The sequence below is a fragment of the Shewanella sp. VK101 genome, from assembly GCF_056497865.1.
Genome location: NZ_CM151402.1, coordinates 1169850 through 1187263 on the forward strand (window position 1 = coordinate 1169850; position 17414 = coordinate 1187263).

Genomic DNA, 17414 nt, shown 5'->3' on the forward strand with positions numbered 1-17414 from the left:
CTCAGTTCATTAGCCGAGGGATTATCATGACCAGCCACTCAGTTGCCGCGGACATAGCACCCGCTTCACAGCCGGCATCGCCGCAGTCTCAGGAGATTATTCAGGCATTTATTGCCTTGTATCAATCCCTGGGCCCTGAGCAATTGCCCACATTGCGCCATAGGCTGCAGGCCGTCTATGCGCCTGAGATCTGTTTTTGCGATCCCATGCATCGACTGGAGGGGCTTGAGCAACTGGAACAGTATTTTGCCGGTTTGTATCGCAACCTGACCGAAATCGCCTTTGAGATCACTGACGTCTTGCCCGCCGGGGACCAGGCCGCCATCAGTTGGCAGATGAAGTATTGCCACCCCAAATTGAACCGGGGGCAGAGTATCAGTGTCGATGGTATCAGCCTCATCAAGTTTGGCGACAAAGTCCATTATCACAGGGATTATCTGGATCTGGGGCAGATGCTCTATGAACAGCTGCCACTGCTGGGCTCAGTGGTGCGCATGGTCAAGGACAGGGCAAGCCGATGAGGACGGTATTGATCACGGGTGCCAGCTCAGGCATAGGTGCCGAGCTCGCTAGACAATATGTCGCCGCCGGTTGGCGGGTCTTGGCCTGTGGCCGCAATGAACAGGCTCTGGCCGCCCTCGAAGGCTGCGAGCCTTTGAGGTTCGATGCCACCGACAGAGACTCGGTGCTGAGGCTTGGCAGCAAGCTCAAATTGGAGTTGGGCCAAGCCAACTGTGTGGATCTGCTGCTGCTCAACGCCGGTACCTGTGAGTACATAGACGAGGCCATGGCCTTTGACAGCGCCCTGTTTGAGCGGGTTATCCGCACCAATCTGTTGGCTGTGGGCTATTGCCTGGAAGCCTTTATGCCTTTGCTTGCCCGTGGCAGCCAACTGGCGCTGATGAGCTCAAGCGTTGTGATGCTGCCTTTCCCGCGGGCGGAGGCCTATGGCGCCTCCAAGGCCGGGATCAGTTACTTGGCGCAGAGCTTGCGGCTCGATCTGGCCCACAAGGGAATAGACGTCAGCGAAATTCGCCCGGGTTTTGTTAAAACGCCGCTCACCGACAAAAATGACTTCGCCATGCCGATGCGGATTTCCGCCGATAAAGCCGCCAACACCATCATCCAAGCCTTGGCCGCCAGACGGCGCCTGATTGCCTTTCCCGGGCGCTTTATCTGGCTGCTGACTCTGCTGAGCTGGCTGCCCCGCAGTTGGCTGGCCGCCGCCCTTGGTAAACCCTCTGCAAAAAACGGGAGCCCAGTATGACAGTTTCAACCGGCAATAAGCCGCGCATCGCCATAGTCGGTTCGGGGATCTCCTCGCTCACTTGTGGTTATCTGTTGTCACAGCGGTATGAGGTAACGTTGTTTGAAGCCGCCGATTATCTTGGCGGGCATACGGCCACTGTGGATGTTGAGCTTGGCGGCAAACCCTACGCCATAGACACAGGGTTTATTGTGTTCAACGATCGCACCTATCCCAGGTTTCAGGCCTTGATGGCCCGGGTCGGTATCAAGGCGCTGGCGACCGAGATGAGCTTCTCGGTGCAAAACCTTGTCAGCGGCCTTGAATACAACGGCCATAGCCTGGCGACCCTGTTTGCGCAAAAGCGCAATCTGCTGAGTCCGACCTTCTGGGGGTTCCTGAGGGAGATTTTGGCCTTCAACAGCCGCTGCAAAGCCTTGTATCAAAGCGGTCGTTACCCGGCGGTGACACTGGGGGAATTTCTCGAACAGCAGGGGTTCTCTGACTTCTTCTGCCAGCACTATATCCTGCCGATGGGCGCCGCTATCTGGTCGTCCAGTATTCAGGATATGCGCGCCTTCTCGCTGCCTTTCTTTATCCGTTTCTTTGAACATCATGGACTGTTGGCCGTCAGCAATCGGCCGCAGTGGTATGTGCTCGAAGGCGGCTCCCGCAGTTATATTCCGGCGCTCAGCGCGCCCTTTGCCGAGCGGGTTCATCTCAACTCGCCGGTAGAACAAATCCGCCGCCAAGCGGGGAGCGTGCAGCTCAGAGTCAAGGATAGCTGGCATGAGTTCGATCAGGTGATCCTCGGCTGCCACAGCGATCAGGCGCTGGCCATGCTCGGTGACGCCAGTGAGCTGGAGCGGGAGATACTCTCTAGGCTTAAATACCAGGATAACCAGGTGACCTTGCATACAGACACCTCGTTGCTGCCGAAGCACCGCGCCGCCTGGGCCAGTTGGAATTATCGTCTCGATGGCGATGCCAGCCGTCCCGCCTGCGTGACCTACAACATGAATATTTTGCAGCGCTTGCCAAAGTCTGCGCCGGATTTTTTGGTGACCCTGAATCAGGATGAGGCGATAGCCAAGGACAAGGTGCTCAAACGCTTTGTCTATGCTCACCCGGTATTCAATGAACAGAGCCAGGCGGCGCAGCAACGCCGCAGCGAGATCTGCGGCCAAGACCGTATCCATTTTGTCGGTGCCTACTGGTACAACGGCTTTCATGAAGACGGGGTACGTAGCGCCCTGGATGTTTGTGAAAGGTTCGGGGTAAGCCTATGAAACCTGAAACGGGTCTCTATCTCGGCAGCGTCAGCCACTCTAGGCTAACGCCGGTAAGGCATAGTTTTCGCTATCCCTTTGCCCTGATGTTGCTGGACTTGGATGATTTGCCAAGGCTTTCGTCCCTGAGCGGCTTGTTTGGTGAATCCCCTTGGTCTGCGCTGCGTTTTCGGCAGCAGGATTATCTCAAGGCGGCTGCAGAATCGAATACTGCCTCATCGCTGAAACAGCGGGTGCTGGATAAGGTGATTGCGCTCGGCGGCGAGGCCAGCTGCGACAGTGTGCTGTTCGCCGGGCAACTGCGCCACTTTGGACTCTATTTCAGCCCGGTCAACTTTTTCTACTGCTTTCAAGGTGATGAGTATAAATACCTGTTGGCTGAGGTGAGCAATACCCCCTGGAATGAGCGTCACTGTTATCTGGTGTCGGCCGAGGCGCCGGCGCTTGGCGACAAGTGCTTCCATGTATCGCCTTTTATGTCGCTGGACTATCGCTATCGCTGGCATATTCCGGCGCCGGCAGAGCGGCTCGATTTGCGGATCAGCAATCTGCCCGGCAAGGGGGACGTGGCAGGGCCGGCCCCCGAGTCGCAAAAGGCCAGCTTCGATGCGGTATTAAGCCTCAAACGCCGCCCCTTCAATGGTTGTGAGCTTAGGCGTTATCTGTGGGGCTTTCCCTTGATGAGCCTGAAAATTCTTTGGCTCATCTATTGGCAAGCGCTGCGTTTGTGGCTTAAGCGGGTGCCCTTTGTGCCATACGAGCGCAAGCCTCAGGGCGGCACGGACTGATGCTAAGGAAGGTGCGAACAAGTCCCATGTGTACTCTGCGTCGGCTTACGGGCTTGGATGCAAGGCGTGGTTCGCCGCAAATGGCCCTAGTCCTTTGCAAGAATTCCCTAAAGGTTTGGAAATTTCCCCGAGTGTGACAGCAAACATTGGAGAATGAGATGGAAAACACAGTAGCCAAAAACAGACAGCAGTTGGCCGCCAGCGGCAAGAGTCTATGGGCCAGAGTCATGCAACAGGCCTTGAATGCCTTGGAGGGCGGTTGTCTCAAACTGCAACTGGGGAGTGAGCAGTGGACCTTCGGCCCGCTCGATGCAGACCTGGTTGCCATAATTCGTATTCACGATGAGCGCTTTTTTCGCCAGGTGATTCTGGGCGGCTCCATCGGTGCCGGTGAAGCCTATATTCAGGGGCACTGGTCCAGCCCGGATGTTACCTCTGTGGTACGTCTGTTTGCCCGTAACCTGCCGCTGCTGGATAAGATAGAGAAACGGTTTTCCTGGTTTTCCAACACAGTTAGCCGGGTGAAACACCTGCTGCGCCGAAACTCAAAGGCCGGTTCAAAGCGCAATATTCTGGCGCACTATGATCTGGGCAATTCCTTGTATCAGGCATTTCTCGACCCTGAGCTGCTCTATTCAAGCGCCGTCTATCCCCATGAAGAGGCGCAGTTGGATGAGGCGCAGCAGTATAAGCTGCAACTGATTTGCGAGCGGCTGGATCTGCAGCCCGGCATGACTCTGCTGGAAATCGGTACCGGTTGGGGCGCCCTGGCTATCTATGCCGCCAAACACTATGGCGTCAAGGTAACCACTACCACTATTTCCGATGCCCAGTACCAATATGCCAGTGAACGGGTTGCCACCGAAGGACTGAGTGATCGCATTACCCTGTTGCGGCAGGATTATCGCCAGCTCAGCGGCCAGTATGACCGTTTGGTTTCGATAGAGATGATAGAGGCAGTGGGCCACGATTATCTGCCGGGCTTTTTTGCCGGCCTGGATGCCCTGCTCAAGCCGAGCGGCAAGCTGTTACTGCAGGCGATCACCATTAAAGATCAGCGCTATGACAGCTACCGCAAAGGGGTGGATTTTATTCAGCGCTATATTTTCCCCGGCGGCTGCCTGCCATCTGTCACCGAGATGACGCGCCACTTGCAGCGGCAAACCTCCATGACCCTCTGGTCGTTGGATGATATAGGTCTCGACTATGCACGCACCCTGAATGACTGGCATGCCAACTTCGATGACGCCAGAGAGCGGGTGCGCGAACTCGGCTATGGTGAGGACTTTGTGCGTATGTGGAAGTTTTATCTGAGTTACTGCGAGGGTGGTTTTCTTGAGCGCACCATAAGCACAGTGCAACTGACTGCGGTCAAGGACGGCTATCGTCCGCTCAGCTCAAGACAAATTGCAGGTTAGGTCATGAGACTCTCATCGCCCTGGTTTTTTCTGCTGCTCAATGCGGCCATTTTCCAGTTGGGCTGGTGGTCTTTGATCCTGTTTGCCAATCAGGCGCTGGTGTTTGCTCTCTTGCTGCTTTGTGTCCAGTTGCTGCTTGTCAATCCGGGCTACCGCTCAGCCCTCATGGCAGAGAATGCCGGGGATGAGCACAGCCAACTGGCAGGGCAAAACGTAAAGCGTACCGGATACAGCATGAAAACATTCAACGCCGTGCTTATACCGGCTGTTATCGGCATAGCCTTGGACGCCATGCTGCACCTTGGCGGAGTATTTGAGTTTGACAGTCCCTCGCGGCTTTTACCCTTGTGGCTCTGTTGCCTTTGGGGGCATTTTGCCGCGACGTTGGGGGTGAGCCTGGCCTGGCTCAGGGACTTGCCCAAATGGCAGCAGGTGCTCTTTGGCGCAGTGGGTGGCGCTGGCAGTTACCTGGCGGCATTCAGGTTGGAGGCCGTGGCTTGGCCCCTGGGACAATCGGCTACCTTTAGCTTGTTGATACTCATCTGGTCGCTGCTGCTGCCACTGTTAAGTTATTGCAATTTCAGGCTTGAATGGGGCGCAAATCGCCCAACCAAAGGATTTCTCTGACGGAGACCGGCAATGAAACGATTCATCAAGGGTGTAAACAAGGGAGCAAAGCAAGTCGGTAAGCTGCATAACCCAGGCTTTGCCGGGCTGCTGATGATACTGCTTGGCCTACCCACTCAGGGATGGTCAGACAATTTACAGATTCAAGCGCAGCAGACTCAAGCGCAGAGCCAAGTGCAGACATCTGAGCCCAAAGCTGCCCGGGTCGAGCCATCAAAGGTGGAGCTTGCCAGCTTTCGGGAAGTGGGCCGCGGTGAAATGGACTGGTGGTTTATAACCCTTTATCGGGCCAGGTTGCTGACGCCGGATGGTAGTTACCAGCCCAATAGCTTCCCGCAGCAGCTGGAAATTCAGTATTACCGGGATATCCCCGCCTCGCGACTCCTGGAGGCCACCAAACACCAGTGGCTGCACTTGGGATACGACAGAGAGCAGATATCCGCTTGGTTGGCGCTGCTTGAAGGGCTCTGGCCGGATGTGGAGCAGGGTGACAGATTGAGCTTTGTGGCAAACGGGCCGCAGCAGGGATACTTTCTGTTCAACGACAAGCCGTTAGCCGCGATTGCCATAGATGAGAGCGCTTCGAGCGAGCATAAGCGTTTTGCCGGCGCCTTTTTGGCGATTTGGTTGTCAGAGCGCAGCAGTCAGCCGCAGCTGAGAGCTCAGTTGATAGGAGAGCAGGCATGCAAATGTTAATGAGCAGGTTTATCGGTTTCACCAAGGTTTGGTTGTTACTTCTGATGCTTGGACTGAGCGGTTGCGGCAGTGTCGATATTCATGACTATCGCGCCAGCGAACCTAAGTTGGATCTGCAGCAATTCTTTAACGGGGAGCTGCAGGCTTCAGGCATGGTGGAAGATTACAGCGGCCAGGTGGTGCGCCGTTTCAATGTCCGGATGACGGGCAGTTGGCAGGGGAATCAGGGTGTGTTGCAGGAGTGGTTTGAGTATGACGATGGTGAGCTTGCCGAGCGAACTTGGCAGATAACCAAGCTTGCCGATGGCCGCTACCAGGGCAGAGCGGAGGATATTCTGGGGGTGGCAGAAGGGCAAGCAGAGGGCTTTGCCCTGCGCTGGCGCTACGACATGCTGCTGAAGCTCGATAGCGGCGAGTATCAAGTGCATTTCGACGACTGGATGTATCAAACGGCGCCGGACACCATAATCAACCGTAGCGAGATCCGCAAATGGGGCCTAACGGTGGGGGAGGTGACTCTGGTGATCCGTAGGTTGGAAGACAAGTAGCAGAGCGACGATTAATCGTATGGCATGACTAACGCTGAGTCTCAGCCTGGGTTAAGCTTAGATCTGTTTAAATGGTAACAGTCTATCAACACAGGTTTAAATAACGATGAACAAAAAATCCGCTGTACTGCCATGGGTTTCAATGGGCTTATTGGCACTGGTATCCCTTGGCGGTTGCTCGAGTGGTATTGATTTCAGTTTTAAAGCGCCCGAGGAGGAGCGGGTGGACCCCAATCTCCCCGCCGAAGATCCCATGGCACAGGATAACCAGAGGATCATAGATGATGCGCGCCGGGAAGGTAAAATCGACCCTCAAGTGTTTCCCGCTAAACGCTGATCAGCCTAGTTGTTTGCTGTTGTCGCTCTGCTTGCGGTCATAGTATTCGAAGGGAAATAGGTTGCGCAGGCGCTGAATATTGGCATCTCCGGCATTGGCGCTGATGTGCAGCCGCACTTCACCACTGCGTTCGGCGCGTACTGTACAGGTGAGTTTCTCTTTCTTGACCAAGGCGCGGCATTCGCGTTCAAACCTCTCCGGGATCTTACCCTTGTGGGAGGTCATACGACCGTCCTTGAAATGCATTTCAAATATTGTCACCCCTTTTTTGTTAGTGAAAACCAGTTTGTAGATAAGCACTAACGCCAGGGCGATAAAGAATATTTTTAACATAGTGGCCATAGTGAGACTCCTTGTTTCACCAAGAGTGAATACTGTTATCCGGGTGTTATCTTATATCCTCAGTTATACCTGCAAGCGGTAGCGTTTGACAGTGCATCCAAGGCGGATTTTTGTGATAAGGCTAAAAGGACTGGCAAATTGGCTATCCTTGGTTATTATTTGTTCAGGAATATCTGTTTTACCACAAGCCAAGATCAAGGATGAAGCCATGTACCTTTCCAATGCCGAACGCTGGGCGCAAATCTGTGACAAACAAGTGGAACTGATGGGAAAGCTCAGTGAGCAGTTTCCCGAGCGGCGAGAACAGCTGCAACACCTCACCCATAGCTGGCAAGACGTCAAACAACAGGTGCGTCAGGGCGATACCCCTCACATACCGCCACTGCGTTGAGAACTGAATCAATTTATACAAAAGAGCCGCTCAGGGAGCGGCTCTTTTACTTTTGGTTGGTGGGAGGAAGATGGGGCTTGCCTGGGCAGCGCAATTTTGCTGCTTAGAAAGCGTAACTGACACTCGCCAGCACAGTGCCGTCATTCTGGAAGGTGCCACTGCTGATCACGGCATCCGAATCTATATCTGTGTCCAACCAGGCCACAGACAGACCAAAACCGGCAATCTCAGTAGAGACACCTATGGAGTAATCCAGATATTTGCCCATATCGTCATCGGGCGCATCGCCGAAGTTGTAACCCAAGTGCAGATCCAGGCTCCAGTTTTCGGCAAACTCATAACTATAGTTCAGCTCGGCATAGTGATAGTCCAGATCTGAACCCGCATAGTCATTGGTGTACCAGTAGGCAGCCCTAAAATCACTGAACTCCAGGCCGAAAGAGATTTCGTTGTAGTCCTGAGAGACATTGTCGCCCGGGTACATATAGCGCAGCAGGGTAATGTCATAGGCCAGGTTGTCGTTGATTTCACCGGCGTAACCCAGGTAGACATCCAGTTCGAAATCGGCACCCACCTGATCCTCTTTGGGAGTACCATCTTCATCGAATTCCACATTACTGGCCCAGGCCCCGACGAAGAAACCCGAGTCGTGACTCCAGTCCAGCCCGCCCTGAACGGCAAAATCACCGGCGGTTTGTGACACGGCCCTAAAGCGGTAGTCATTGGTCACGGCTATCTCGCCGCTGACTTCGGCCATGGCAGAGGTTGAGGTTATGGCGCCGCCAAGCAGCAGTGCCCATAGCAGAGGGTTGGATCTTCTTATCACTTGGTTCACAAGCACTTCTCCCTTCTTTGGTTTGCCGGCCCCGTCCGGGAATATCCCGGCGCGACCTGGTTTATGCCAAACAACAGCAGCTATGCTGAGACCTCATGGCGGTTTTGTTTTTATCTGTTGGATTCAAACACCACATAGAGCTTGCGGCAGGGAACCGTTACCTGCCAGCTACCGCGAAACCCGGCCGGAATCACAAACCTGTCGCCTGGGCCAACTTCGAGACGATTTCCCTGCTCATCGCTGATGACACTGTTACCCTCGAGGATTTCGCAATACTCGTGCTCAGTGTAGTCAACTTTCCAAGCACCTGTTTCGCTTTGCCAAATTCCAGTATGAAACTGCTCACAGGGGCTGGAGTAATAGTTCTCCAGCCGTTGCATAGGCGCGCCCTGCAGACGCTTTTCCTCGGCGATGGAGTATTCACTTATCTCGGGAGTATTACGCGCCAGTACTCTGATATTGTTGATGTGCATCAGGCTCTCCCTCTCTCCCTATTTCATGGTCGGCATGATGAAATCGGCACTCAGCTGTTTGGGCCAGCGGGCGGTAACGGCTTTGCGCCGGGTGTAGAAGCGAACTCCATCCGGGCCGTGCATATGCAGTGGGCCAAACAGCGAGCGTTTCCAACCGCCGAAACTGTGAAATGCCATGGGCACAGGGATAGGCACATTGACCCCCACCATGCCGACTTGCACCGAGTGGCAAAAGTCGCGCGCCAGCTCGCCGCTCTGGGTAAAGATGGCGGTGCCGTTGCCGAACTCATGTTGATTGATAAGAGCCAGCGCCGAGTCATAGTCGGCTACCCTGACTATGCAAAGCACTGGGCCGAAGATCTCTTCCCGGTAAATCTGCATCTCAGGGGTTACGCCATCGAACAGGGTCGCACCGAGAAAGAAACCTTCACTGTCTGCCAAGGTATTGCGGCCATCGACCAGGCAAACTGCGCCCTGCTGTATACCGCTGTCTATATAGCTGCAGACCTTGTCCAGATGCGCGCGGGAGATGAGCGGCCCCATTTCCATACCCGGCTCCAGGCCGTTACCTACCTTGAGCGCTGCTATCTTGGGTTGCAGTTTTTCTATCAGGGCATCGGCCACATCAGCAACCGCCAGTACCACGGAAATTGCCATACAGCGCTCGCCGGCAGAGCCATAGGCCGCGCCCATCAGGGCGTTGCTGGCCAGTTCCAGATCGGCATCCGGCATCAGCAGCATGTGGTTCTTGGCGCCGCCGAGTGCCTGTACCCGCTTGCCGTGAACCGATGCCTTACTGTAGATATACTCGGCCACAGGCGTTGAACCGACAAAGGAGATGGCCTGAACATCCTGATGGCAGAGCAGGGTATCTACCGCCAGCTTGTCGCCGTTGATAACATTGAAGACCCCATCCGGCAGCCCGGCCTGGGTTAGCAGCTCGGCAATTCTGAGTACCGGCGCCGGGTTCTTTTCCGATGGCTTCATCACAAAGGTATTGCCGCAGGCGATGGCAATCGGGAACATCCACATGGGAACCATCACAGGGAAATTGAACGGCGAAATGCCGGCAACCACCCCGAGCGGTTGATTGATGCTCCAGGCATCGACGCCAGTGCCAACCTGCTCCGTGTGTTCCCCCTTGAGAAGATGGGGAATGCCGCAGGCAAACTCCACCACTTCCAGCCCTCGAACCAGCTCGCCCCTGGCATCCTCAAGCACTTTGCCGTGTTGCAGGCAGATAAGCTCGGCCAGTTCATCCATATGGGCTTCTACCAGGGCTTTGAAGCGAAACAGTACCCGTGCCCGGTTAAGGGGCGATACCTTTGACCAAGCGTCAAAGGCCTGCTTGGCCGAGTCTATCGCCCGTTCTGTATCTGCCTTGGAGGCGAGGGCGACTCTGGCTTGCTCTTTGCCGTTGGCCGGGTTGAAAATGGGCAGTGAAGCCTGAGCCTGGCTGCCATCTGTCTCATGTCCATCTATATAGTGGCTGTAAATACGCATAACTATCCTGTGTGCTTCAGTCGACGGTTTGGATGGCGTCGGCCAGGGTGGAAATCAGTTGATCTATTTGGGACTCTTCCACTATCAGTGGCGGGGAGAGGGCGATGATGTCGGCGGTGGCCCGTACCAGCGCACCTTGCCAGAAACAGCGCTCGAAAATCTGATAGCCGCGTTTGCCAACACCTTGCGGGCTGGGGGCCAGTTGAATGCCACCCACCAGGCCGGTATTGCGAATATCGATGACATTGGGCAGCCCCTTGAGACTGTGCAGCGCCTGCTCAAAGTAGGGCGCCAGCGTTGTAGTGCGTTCAAACAGTTTTTCGTCACGGTAGATATCCAGGGTGGCCAGTGCCGCCGCGGCCGCAACTGGATGCCCTGAATAGGTATAGCCGTGAAAGAACTCGATCATCGCCTCGGGGCCCTGCATACAGGCATCATGAATCGCTTGCTGCACAAACACCGCGCCCATGGGGATGGCGCCATTGTTGAGCGCCTTGGCCGTGGTCATTATGTCTGGGGTCACATCCCAGTGGTTACTGGCAAAAGCGCCGCCCACCCGGCCAAAACCTGTAATCACTTCATCGAATATCAGCAATATGCCGTACTTTTGGGTGATTTCCCGAAGGCGTTTGAGATAGCCCTTGGGAGGCAATATTACCCCGGCCGAACCCGACATGGGCTCTATGATAACGGCGGCGATGTTCTCTGCGCCATGCAGGGCAATCAGCCCCTCGAGCGCCTTGGCCTTGTCGGCGCCATGCTCGGGCAAGCCGCGGCTGAAGGCGTTGGCTTCCATATCCAGAGTGTGGGGCAGGTGATCTACGCCGCCGAGGAGCTGCGGGCTGAAACCTTTACGGTTATTGCCAATTCCGCCCACCGAAATACCGCCAAACCCCACACCGTGATAGCCCAGCTCACGGCCGATAAAACGGCTGCGGCTCGGTTCGCCATTGGCTCTGTGGTAACACAGTGCCAGCTTGAGTGCGGTGTCGACTGACTCTGAGCCCGAGTTGGTAAAGAAGATACGGTTCATGCCGGGCGGGGCGATTTCACTGAGGCGCTCGGCCAACTCGAATGCCAACGGATGACCCATCTGAAAACTGGGGGCATAGTCCATTTCGCGGATCTGACGGCTGACCGCCTCACTGATCTCCGCCCGGCCATGGCCGGCATTACAGCACCAAAGACCTGCGGTGCCGTCCAGCACCTGACGGCCATCGACATCCCGGTAATACATGCCTTCGGCCGAAGCCAGTAGCCTGGGAGTCTGCTTGAATTGACGGTTGGCACTGAAAGGCATCCAGTAATGCTCGAGATTGCCCTGTGTTTTCGCCTGTTGTTTTAGCTCTGCCATAAGCATTAACCTTAGTGTTGCGGGCTTGTTAATGGTGATTGATATTTCGCTATGCTATGTCAGAAATAATGAACATGGAAGGCCTGTGTGCAATTATTTATGCCAAAAAATCTATTTTTGTAAAATATATTGAATTTATGCCGTGCTCGAGGCTAATCTGGAGCGACCCGAATAACTCGCGATGGCTGCACGAGTTGGCCGCGATAGGCCTACTGAGGTAGTGGAATGCCCGCTTGCAAGCAGATGAGAGGATTTATGAGTACACCGCAAACCCGTCAGCAATGGCAGCAGTTGGCCGCGCAATTGCAGATCTGTGGCCAAGCCTTTATCCATGGAGAGTATTGTGCAGCCGTATCCGGAGAGACCTTCGATTGCATCAGCCCTGTGGATGGCAACAAGCTTGCCGCCGTAGCCAGTTGCGATCTGGCCGATGCCGAGGCGGCGGTGGCCAGTGCCAGAGCCAGTTTTGAATCCGGAGTCTGGTCGCGAATGGCGCCGGTAGAGCGCAAAAAGGTGATGATACGCTTTGCCGATTTGCTGGAGGCGCATAGTGATGAACTGGCCTTGCTGGAAACCCTGGATATGGGCAAGCCAATCCGTTTTTCCAAGTCGGTGGATGTGACCAATGCCGCCAGGGCCTTGCGTTGGTCCGGCGAAGCGGTTGACAAGATTTACGACGAGATAGCGCCCACAGCTGACAATGAAATAGGCATGATCACCCGTGAGCCTGTCGGGGTAGTGGCCGCGATTGTGCCGTGGAACTTCCCCCTGCTGATGGCCTGCTGGAAACTGGGGCCGGCGCTGGCCAGCGGTAATTCTGTTATCCTCAAACCCTCGGAAAAATCCCCTTTGACGGCGATTCGTATGGCTGCCATTGCCTTGGAAGCCGGGATCCCGCCCGGAGTGCTCAATGTATTGCCCGGTTTTGGTCATACAGTTGGCAAGGCGCTGGCGCTGCATATGGATGTCGATACCCTGGTGTTTACCGGCTCCACCAAGATAGCCAAGCAACTGATGGTCTACGCCGGTCAGTCCAATATGAAACGTGTGTGGTTGGAGGCCGGTGGCAAGAGCCCCCACATAGTCTTTAACGATTGCCCGGATCTCAAGGCGGCGGCGCAGGCGGCAGCTTCGGCCATCGCCTTCAACCAGGGTGAAGTTTGCACCGCAGGTTCGCGCCTGCTGGTGGAGTCCGGGGTCAAGGAGCAACTGATAGCGCTCATTATCGACGAACTCAAATCCTGGCAGCCAGGACATCCGCTGGATCCGGATACCGTTAGTGGCGCTGTGGTGGATCAGCAGCAGCTGCAGACTATTCTCGGTTATATCGAGGCGGGTAAGCAGCAAGGTGCTGTGCTGGCCTGTGGCGGCGAGCAACTCATGGCTGAAACCGGTGGCGTTTATGTGGCGCCGACTCTGTTTCGTGAAGTGAATAATCAGATGAGTATCGCCCGCGAGGAGATCTTCGGCCCTGTACTGAGTGTGATTGAATTTGAGGGAATGGAGCAGGCGATAGCCATAGGCAACGATAGCATCTATGGCTTGGCGGCCGGTGTGTGGACAGCGGATCTCAGCAAGGCCCACAGAACCGCCAAGGCGCTGAGAAGCGGCATGGTGTGGATCAATCATTATGACGGCGGCGATATGACGGCGCCTTTCGGTGGTTATAAGCAGTCGGGTAACGGCCGAGATAAGTCGCTGCATGCTTTTGATAAATACACAGAAATTAAGGCAACCTGGATAGCCATTTAATCGGTTTGCTGTCATAGACAATCCCCCTGCCTTGCGGGGGATTGTCGCTAAGGAAGGTGCGAACAAGTCCCATGCGTGCTCTGCGTCGGCTTACAGGCCTGGATGCAAGGCGTGGTTCGCAGCAAATGGCCCTAGTCCTTTGCAAGAAGCACAACACAGCAGGCAGGCTTGTAAGCCACGCCCTTCGGGGCTTGCACAGCAATCGGCTCTCTGCGTTATCCGACTTCGACAGGCCCCGGCATGCCTTCAGTCAGATGCCTTGAACGCCAATTGCTGTGTAAGCCAGAGTGCCGCGAGGACTTATTCGCACCTTCCTTAAGTTCAGGGCTTGAGATGTTCACTCACAGGTTCAAACAGCGCATCGAGCAACACTTGAGTGCGGTTATCTTCGACTCGCAGCTCCAGCCAACCGTCACTGCCGAGAATTTCAAGCTGCCTGCACACGAGTTTCGGCGGTGAGGCTTGCAGTTCCCCCTTGAGGCGAAAAATCCCCTGCGGAGTATGAATGCGGCTGATATCGAAGGGAGTATTCACGACTGCCACAACGCTTTTGCTGTACTTATTTTCAAAATGGCTCCCTACTCAACATACACTCGTCTTCAAAACAGGCCTTGTTCAGAATAGATCCTTGAATCTATGGTACAGCATGCCCGCCGCCAGAATGGGCGAGCGCAGCGCCGGGCCACCCGGGAAGGTCATATGATCTATTGAGGCAAAGATATCGAAGCGCTCAGCCTGCTGACTGATAGCTTCTGCCAGCAGACGCCCCGCCATATGGGTGGCATTGACGCCATGCCCGGCATAGGCCTGGGCGAAATAGATGTTGGGGCTATCCGGCAACCTGCCTATCTGCGGCATACGATTGGCGCCTATCCCTATCATGCCACCCCACTGATAATCTATTTTCACGCCCTTGAGCGCCGGGAAGACTCTTTCCATATTGGGCCTGAGCGCGGCGCAAATGTCCTTGGGATCTCTGCCCGAGTAGTTGCACAGTCCGCCAAATAACAGGCGGTTGTCGGCTGACAGATGAAAATAGTCCAGTGCTATGCTCATATCGGCGAAGGCCATATTCTGCGGAATAATGTCAGCGCAGAGAGCTTGCGGCAGAGGCTCGGTCGCTAGCAGATAACTGCCGGCCGGTAGCACCTTGCCGCCGATATGAGGTTCGAGTTTGGCACCTATATAGGCATTGCCGGCCAAAATCAGATAGCGGCAACGGACTTCACCTCTCTCAGTCCTGACCCGTATCTGCTCGCCCTTGATGATTTCGGTGGCGGCGCTGTCTTCATAGATGTTAACCCCCAGGCTCCGGGCCGCACGGGCCTCGCCGAGGGCTAGATTCAAAGGGTGCAGATGGCCGCTGCCCATGTCGCTGAGCGCGCCGAGATAACGCTCAGAGCCTATGACTTCCGGCAACTGCTCCTTGGACAACAGCTTGAGCTTATGTGGGTAGCCAAGTTGCTCAAGCTCGGTAAGCTCCTGCTCAAGCTCCTGCATATGTCTTGGTTTCAGCGCCAGATCGCAGTAGCCCCAGCGCAGATCGCAATCGATTTGATATTGCGCGATCCGTTCCCGGACGATATCGACGGCTTCAAAACCCATCTGCTTGATAGCCAGTACACCTTCTTTACCTATACTGGGCTCAAACTGTTCAATATTATGGCCAATACCGCGGATCAACTCTCCGCCATTACGCCCTGAGGCGCCCCAGCCCACTTTTTTGGCTTCCAGTATGGTGACCCCAAAGCCTCGTTCAGCCAGTTCGATGGCACTGTTGAGGCCGCTGAAGCCTGCGCCTATAACGCAGACATCTGTCTCCAAGGACTCTTCCAGCCTGGGATGCTGAAACAATTCTTTGGCGGTCGCATGGTAAAAAGAGGCGGGATAGTTGTCACTGTGAATGGGGGACTGGATTGGCATCATGGCTCCGTTCTTGTTATAAGTTTGGACTCGGCTGGTTACATCCGACGGTCGTCGCACTCTTGCCTTCAAAGTGTTCGTTTTATTTAACATGCTTTTGTCATATAATACAAAACAATTTCACCGGGACCCTGGTTGCCCTTGTGCAGAAGCCGCTGCCGACCGTGTCCTGTAACCGCCTGATAAGAGATTTTTGGGGGATTTGCGATTTGGATATAGGTGCCAGCCTCAAGGCTGTTAGAAAGATGAAAGGCCTGTCCCAGCGTGAGCTGGCTAAACGCGCCGGGGTGACCAACAGCACCATCTCTATGATAGAGAAAAACAGTGTCAGCCCTTCAGTCAGTTCACTCAAGAAAGTGCTTTCGGGGATCCCCATGTCGCTGGTGGAGTTTTTCTCCATAGGTGAAAACGGCACTACCGAGCAAAAAGTGGTGTATCGCTCCAATGAGCTTTTGGACATAGGCACTGGGCCACTGGAGTTCAAGCTTATTGGTCGGGATTACCCCAACCGTGCCATGTCTGTGATGTCGGAGACTTATCCCCCGGGAGCCGATACGGGTGAAGAGATGCTGCGCCACGAAGGGGAAGAAGCGGCGCTGGTGATCACCGGTCGCTTTGAACTGACGGTCGGTGAAGAGGTGTTTATTCTGGAGGCCGGTGACAGCTACTATTTCAATAGCGAACAACCACACAGGTTCCGAAATCCTTTCGATGAACCCTGTCATCTGGTCAGTGCCACCACTCCTGCCAACTTTTGATCTTCCATTTCCTCTGCTGATTGCGATTTGCTGCCCGTAAATTCACTTCGGGCAGCATATTTGCCTGAAAGTGTAAATAATATCGACCGTATAACCCCGTGTGCACCGAATTGGTGCCCGCTGAACCAGTGTGATGCAAAGCCAATTTTTTGCCTTGTTCAAGCTTGTTTACACCTATCTCAAACACAAGGTATTTTTAAATATTCATTTAAAAATAAAAGCTTAAATAATTTTAGTTTGAGGTTGCGTTTAACAGGATATTAACCTCTTGCCTGTGCGAAAAAATCCGTGTAGTGTGTGAAAAAATGAACATTTGCTTTGGTGAATGTTCAAAACTGAGACCTGGATTTGAGTGTTTTGGGGTGAGATATGGCACAGGCAGCAATGGCGTTGGTGGGTGTAACCGCATGCAATGAGCAGTTGGGGCTGCATCCTTTCAATATTGTTGGCGAGAAATACCTCTTGGGGGTGGTCGAAGGTGCCGGAGCCTGGCCCCTGGTGATCCCGGCATTGGGGGCCGATACCCCGATAGCACAACTGCTCGAACGCCTAGACGGCATATTGTTTACCGGCTCCCCCTCCAATGTTGAACCTCATCATTACCAAGGCCCGGCCAGCGAACCGGGCACCCACCATGATCCCAAGCGGGATGACACTACCTTGCCTTTAATTCGCGCTGCCATAGAGGCCGGAGTGCCGGTACTCGGGATCTGCCGCGGCTTTCAGGAAATGAATGTGGCTTACGGCGGCAGTTTGCACCAGAAGCTCTATGAAGTGGGTGGTTTTATTGAACACAGAGAAGACAAGAGCGCGCCGCTGCAGGTGCAGTATGGCTTGTCCCACGAGGTCAGCATAGAACCTGGAGGGATGCTTTTCGACGCCTGGGGCCGTAGCCATGCGATGGTTAATTCCGTCCATACTCAGGGCGTGGAGCGCCTGGGTCAGGGGTTGCGGCCTGAAGCGCATGCTCCAGATGGTCTGATTGAAGCCTTCTCTGTCACCGACGCCAAGGCATTCGCCTTGGGAGTGCAGTGGCATCCGGAATGGCAAGTCAGAAATAACCCCTTCTACAGCGCAATTTTTAAGGCCTTTGGGGAGGCTTGCAGTCTTAGGGCGCAACAGCGGAATAAATAA

20 protein-coding genes are annotated in these 17414 nt (G+C 54.7%); 13 read left to right on the forward strand and 7 right to left on the reverse strand.

Annotated features, from left to right (window positions below; translation table 11 throughout):
- The first annotated feature begins 26 nt into the window (after window positions 1–26).
- The 9 genes from ACSHSR_RS05270 to ACSHSR_RS05310 all read left to right on the forward strand — a co-directional run bounded on the left by ACSHSR_RS05270 (window position 27) and on the right by ACSHSR_RS05310 (window position 6949).
- Entirely contained in the window at window positions 27–521 is a 495-nt protein-coding gene (locus ACSHSR_RS05270; protein WP_479631318.1) for a nuclear transport factor 2 family protein, read from the forward strand.
- Complete coding sequence (locus ACSHSR_RS05275) at window positions 518–1267, forward strand: SDR family NAD(P)-dependent oxidoreductase (RefSeq protein WP_479631319.1); 750 nt, start codon at window positions 518–520, stop codon at window positions 1265–1267. Before ACSHSR_RS05270 ends, ACSHSR_RS05275 begins: the two co-directional genes overlap by 4 nt.
- A complete protein-coding gene (locus tag ACSHSR_RS05280) occupies window positions 1264–2535 on the forward strand; it encodes an NAD(P)/FAD-dependent oxidoreductase (protein ID WP_479631320.1) in 1272 nt (423 codons plus the stop codon). The genes ACSHSR_RS05275 and ACSHSR_RS05280 overlap by 4 nt, the downstream gene beginning before the upstream one ends.
- Window positions 2532–3323, forward strand: coding sequence for a DUF1365 domain-containing protein (locus ACSHSR_RS05285; RefSeq protein ID WP_144191399.1), 792 nt, complete (start codon window positions 2532–2534; stop codon window positions 3321–3323). Before ACSHSR_RS05280 ends, ACSHSR_RS05285 begins: the two co-directional genes overlap by 4 nt.
- Before the next feature lie 158 nt (window positions 3324–3481).
- Window positions 3482–4741, forward strand: a complete 1260-nt coding sequence (locus ACSHSR_RS05290) for an SAM-dependent methyltransferase (protein WP_045283661.1) — start codon at window positions 3482–3484, stop codon at window positions 4739–4741.
- Window positions 4742–4744: 3 nt separating this feature from the next.
- Window positions 4745–5368, forward strand: coding sequence for a DUF2878 domain-containing protein (locus tag ACSHSR_RS05295; protein WP_144218707.1), 624 nt, complete (start codon window positions 4745–4747; stop codon window positions 5366–5368).
- Window positions 5369–5380: 12 nt separating this feature from the next.
- Window positions 5381–6064 carry a chalcone isomerase family protein gene (locus ACSHSR_RS05300; protein WP_144218709.1) on the forward strand — a complete coding sequence of 228 codons (684 nt, stop codon included), beginning with the start codon at window positions 5381–5383 and terminating at the stop codon, window positions 6062–6064.
- The gene (locus tag ACSHSR_RS05305; protein WP_144218711.1) at window positions 6052–6612 is read left to right on the forward strand and encodes a DUF3833 domain-containing protein; all 561 of its coding nucleotides are present in this window, start codon (window positions 6052–6054) and stop codon (window positions 6610–6612) included. Before ACSHSR_RS05300 ends, ACSHSR_RS05305 begins: the two co-directional genes overlap by 13 nt.
- 106 nt (window positions 6613–6718) lie before the next feature.
- On the forward strand, window positions 6719–6949 hold the full coding sequence (locus tag ACSHSR_RS05310; RefSeq protein ID WP_025009883.1) for a hypothetical protein: 231 nt from the start codon (window positions 6719–6721) through the stop codon (window positions 6947–6949).
- Here ACSHSR_RS05310 and ACSHSR_RS05315 read toward each other — a convergent pair whose 3' ends face one another.
- Window positions 6950–7291 (reverse strand): DUF3634 family protein, encoded by a 342-nt coding sequence (locus tag ACSHSR_RS05315; RefSeq protein WP_025009884.1) that lies wholly within the window; start codon window positions 7289–7291, stop codon window positions 6950–6952. It lies immediately after the preceding gene.
- Between the two features lie 208 nt (window positions 7292–7499).
- On the opposite strand from ACSHSR_RS05315, the gene ACSHSR_RS05320 reads away from it, so the two are divergent.
- Complete coding sequence (locus ACSHSR_RS05320; protein WP_025890124.1) at window positions 7500–7682, forward strand: hypothetical protein; 183 nt, start codon at window positions 7500–7502, stop codon at window positions 7680–7682.
- A gap of 103 nt (window positions 7683–7785) precedes the next feature.
- On the opposite strand, the gene ACSHSR_RS05325 is transcribed toward ACSHSR_RS05320, so the two are convergent.
- The 4 genes from ACSHSR_RS05325 to aptA form a co-directional block, all read right to left on the reverse strand.
- Window positions 7786–8508, reverse strand: a complete 723-nt coding sequence (locus ACSHSR_RS05325) for a TorF family putative porin (protein WP_391564235.1) — start codon at window positions 8506–8508, stop codon at window positions 7786–7788.
- A 119-nt stretch (window positions 8509–8627) separates the two neighbouring features.
- Window positions 8628–8990 (reverse strand): cupin domain-containing protein, encoded by a 363-nt coding sequence (locus ACSHSR_RS05330; RefSeq protein ID WP_101058970.1) that lies wholly within the window; start codon window positions 8988–8990, stop codon window positions 8628–8630.
- 18 nt (window positions 8991–9008) lie between these two features.
- Window positions 9009–10493 (reverse strand): CoA-acylating methylmalonate-semialdehyde dehydrogenase, encoded by a 1485-nt coding sequence (locus ACSHSR_RS05335; RefSeq protein WP_144218713.1) that lies wholly within the window; start codon window positions 10491–10493, stop codon window positions 9009–9011.
- Between the two features lie 16 nt (window positions 10494–10509).
- Window positions 10510–11847, reverse strand: a complete 1338-nt coding sequence (gene aptA, locus ACSHSR_RS05340) for an omega-aminotransferase AptA (protein ID WP_479631321.1) — start codon at window positions 11845–11847, stop codon at window positions 10510–10512.
- Window positions 11848–12102: 255 nt separating this feature from the next.
- Between aptA and ACSHSR_RS05345 the strand changes: the two genes are divergently transcribed.
- Window positions 12103–13599, forward strand: a complete 1497-nt coding sequence (locus ACSHSR_RS05345; RefSeq protein ID WP_044733901.1) for an aldehyde dehydrogenase — start codon at window positions 12103–12105, stop codon at window positions 13597–13599.
- Between the two features lie 321 nt (window positions 13600–13920).
- On the opposite strand, the gene ACSHSR_RS05350 is transcribed toward ACSHSR_RS05345, so the two are convergent.
- Both ACSHSR_RS05350 and ACSHSR_RS05355 read right to left on the reverse strand, forming a co-directional pair.
- Complete coding sequence (locus ACSHSR_RS05350; protein WP_145839283.1) at window positions 13921–14142, reverse strand: hypothetical protein; 222 nt, start codon at window positions 14140–14142, stop codon at window positions 13921–13923.
- Between the two features lie 72 nt (window positions 14143–14214).
- On the reverse strand, window positions 14215–15522 hold the full coding sequence (locus tag ACSHSR_RS05355; RefSeq protein WP_144133063.1) for an NAD(P)/FAD-dependent oxidoreductase: 1308 nt from the start codon (window positions 15520–15522) through the stop codon (window positions 14215–14217).
- 209 nt (window positions 15523–15731) lie between these two features.
- On the opposite strand from ACSHSR_RS05355, the gene ACSHSR_RS05360 reads away from it, so the two are divergent.
- Both ACSHSR_RS05360 and ACSHSR_RS05365 read left to right on the forward strand, forming a co-directional pair.
- Window positions 15732–16280 carry a cupin domain-containing protein gene (locus tag ACSHSR_RS05360; protein WP_028780691.1) on the forward strand — a complete coding sequence of 183 codons (549 nt, stop codon included), beginning with the start codon at window positions 15732–15734 and terminating at the stop codon, window positions 16278–16280.
- A gap of 369 nt (window positions 16281–16649) precedes the next feature.
- Entirely contained in the window at window positions 16650–17414 is a 765-nt protein-coding gene (locus ACSHSR_RS05365) for a gamma-glutamyl-gamma-aminobutyrate hydrolase family protein (protein ID WP_096141578.1), read from the forward strand.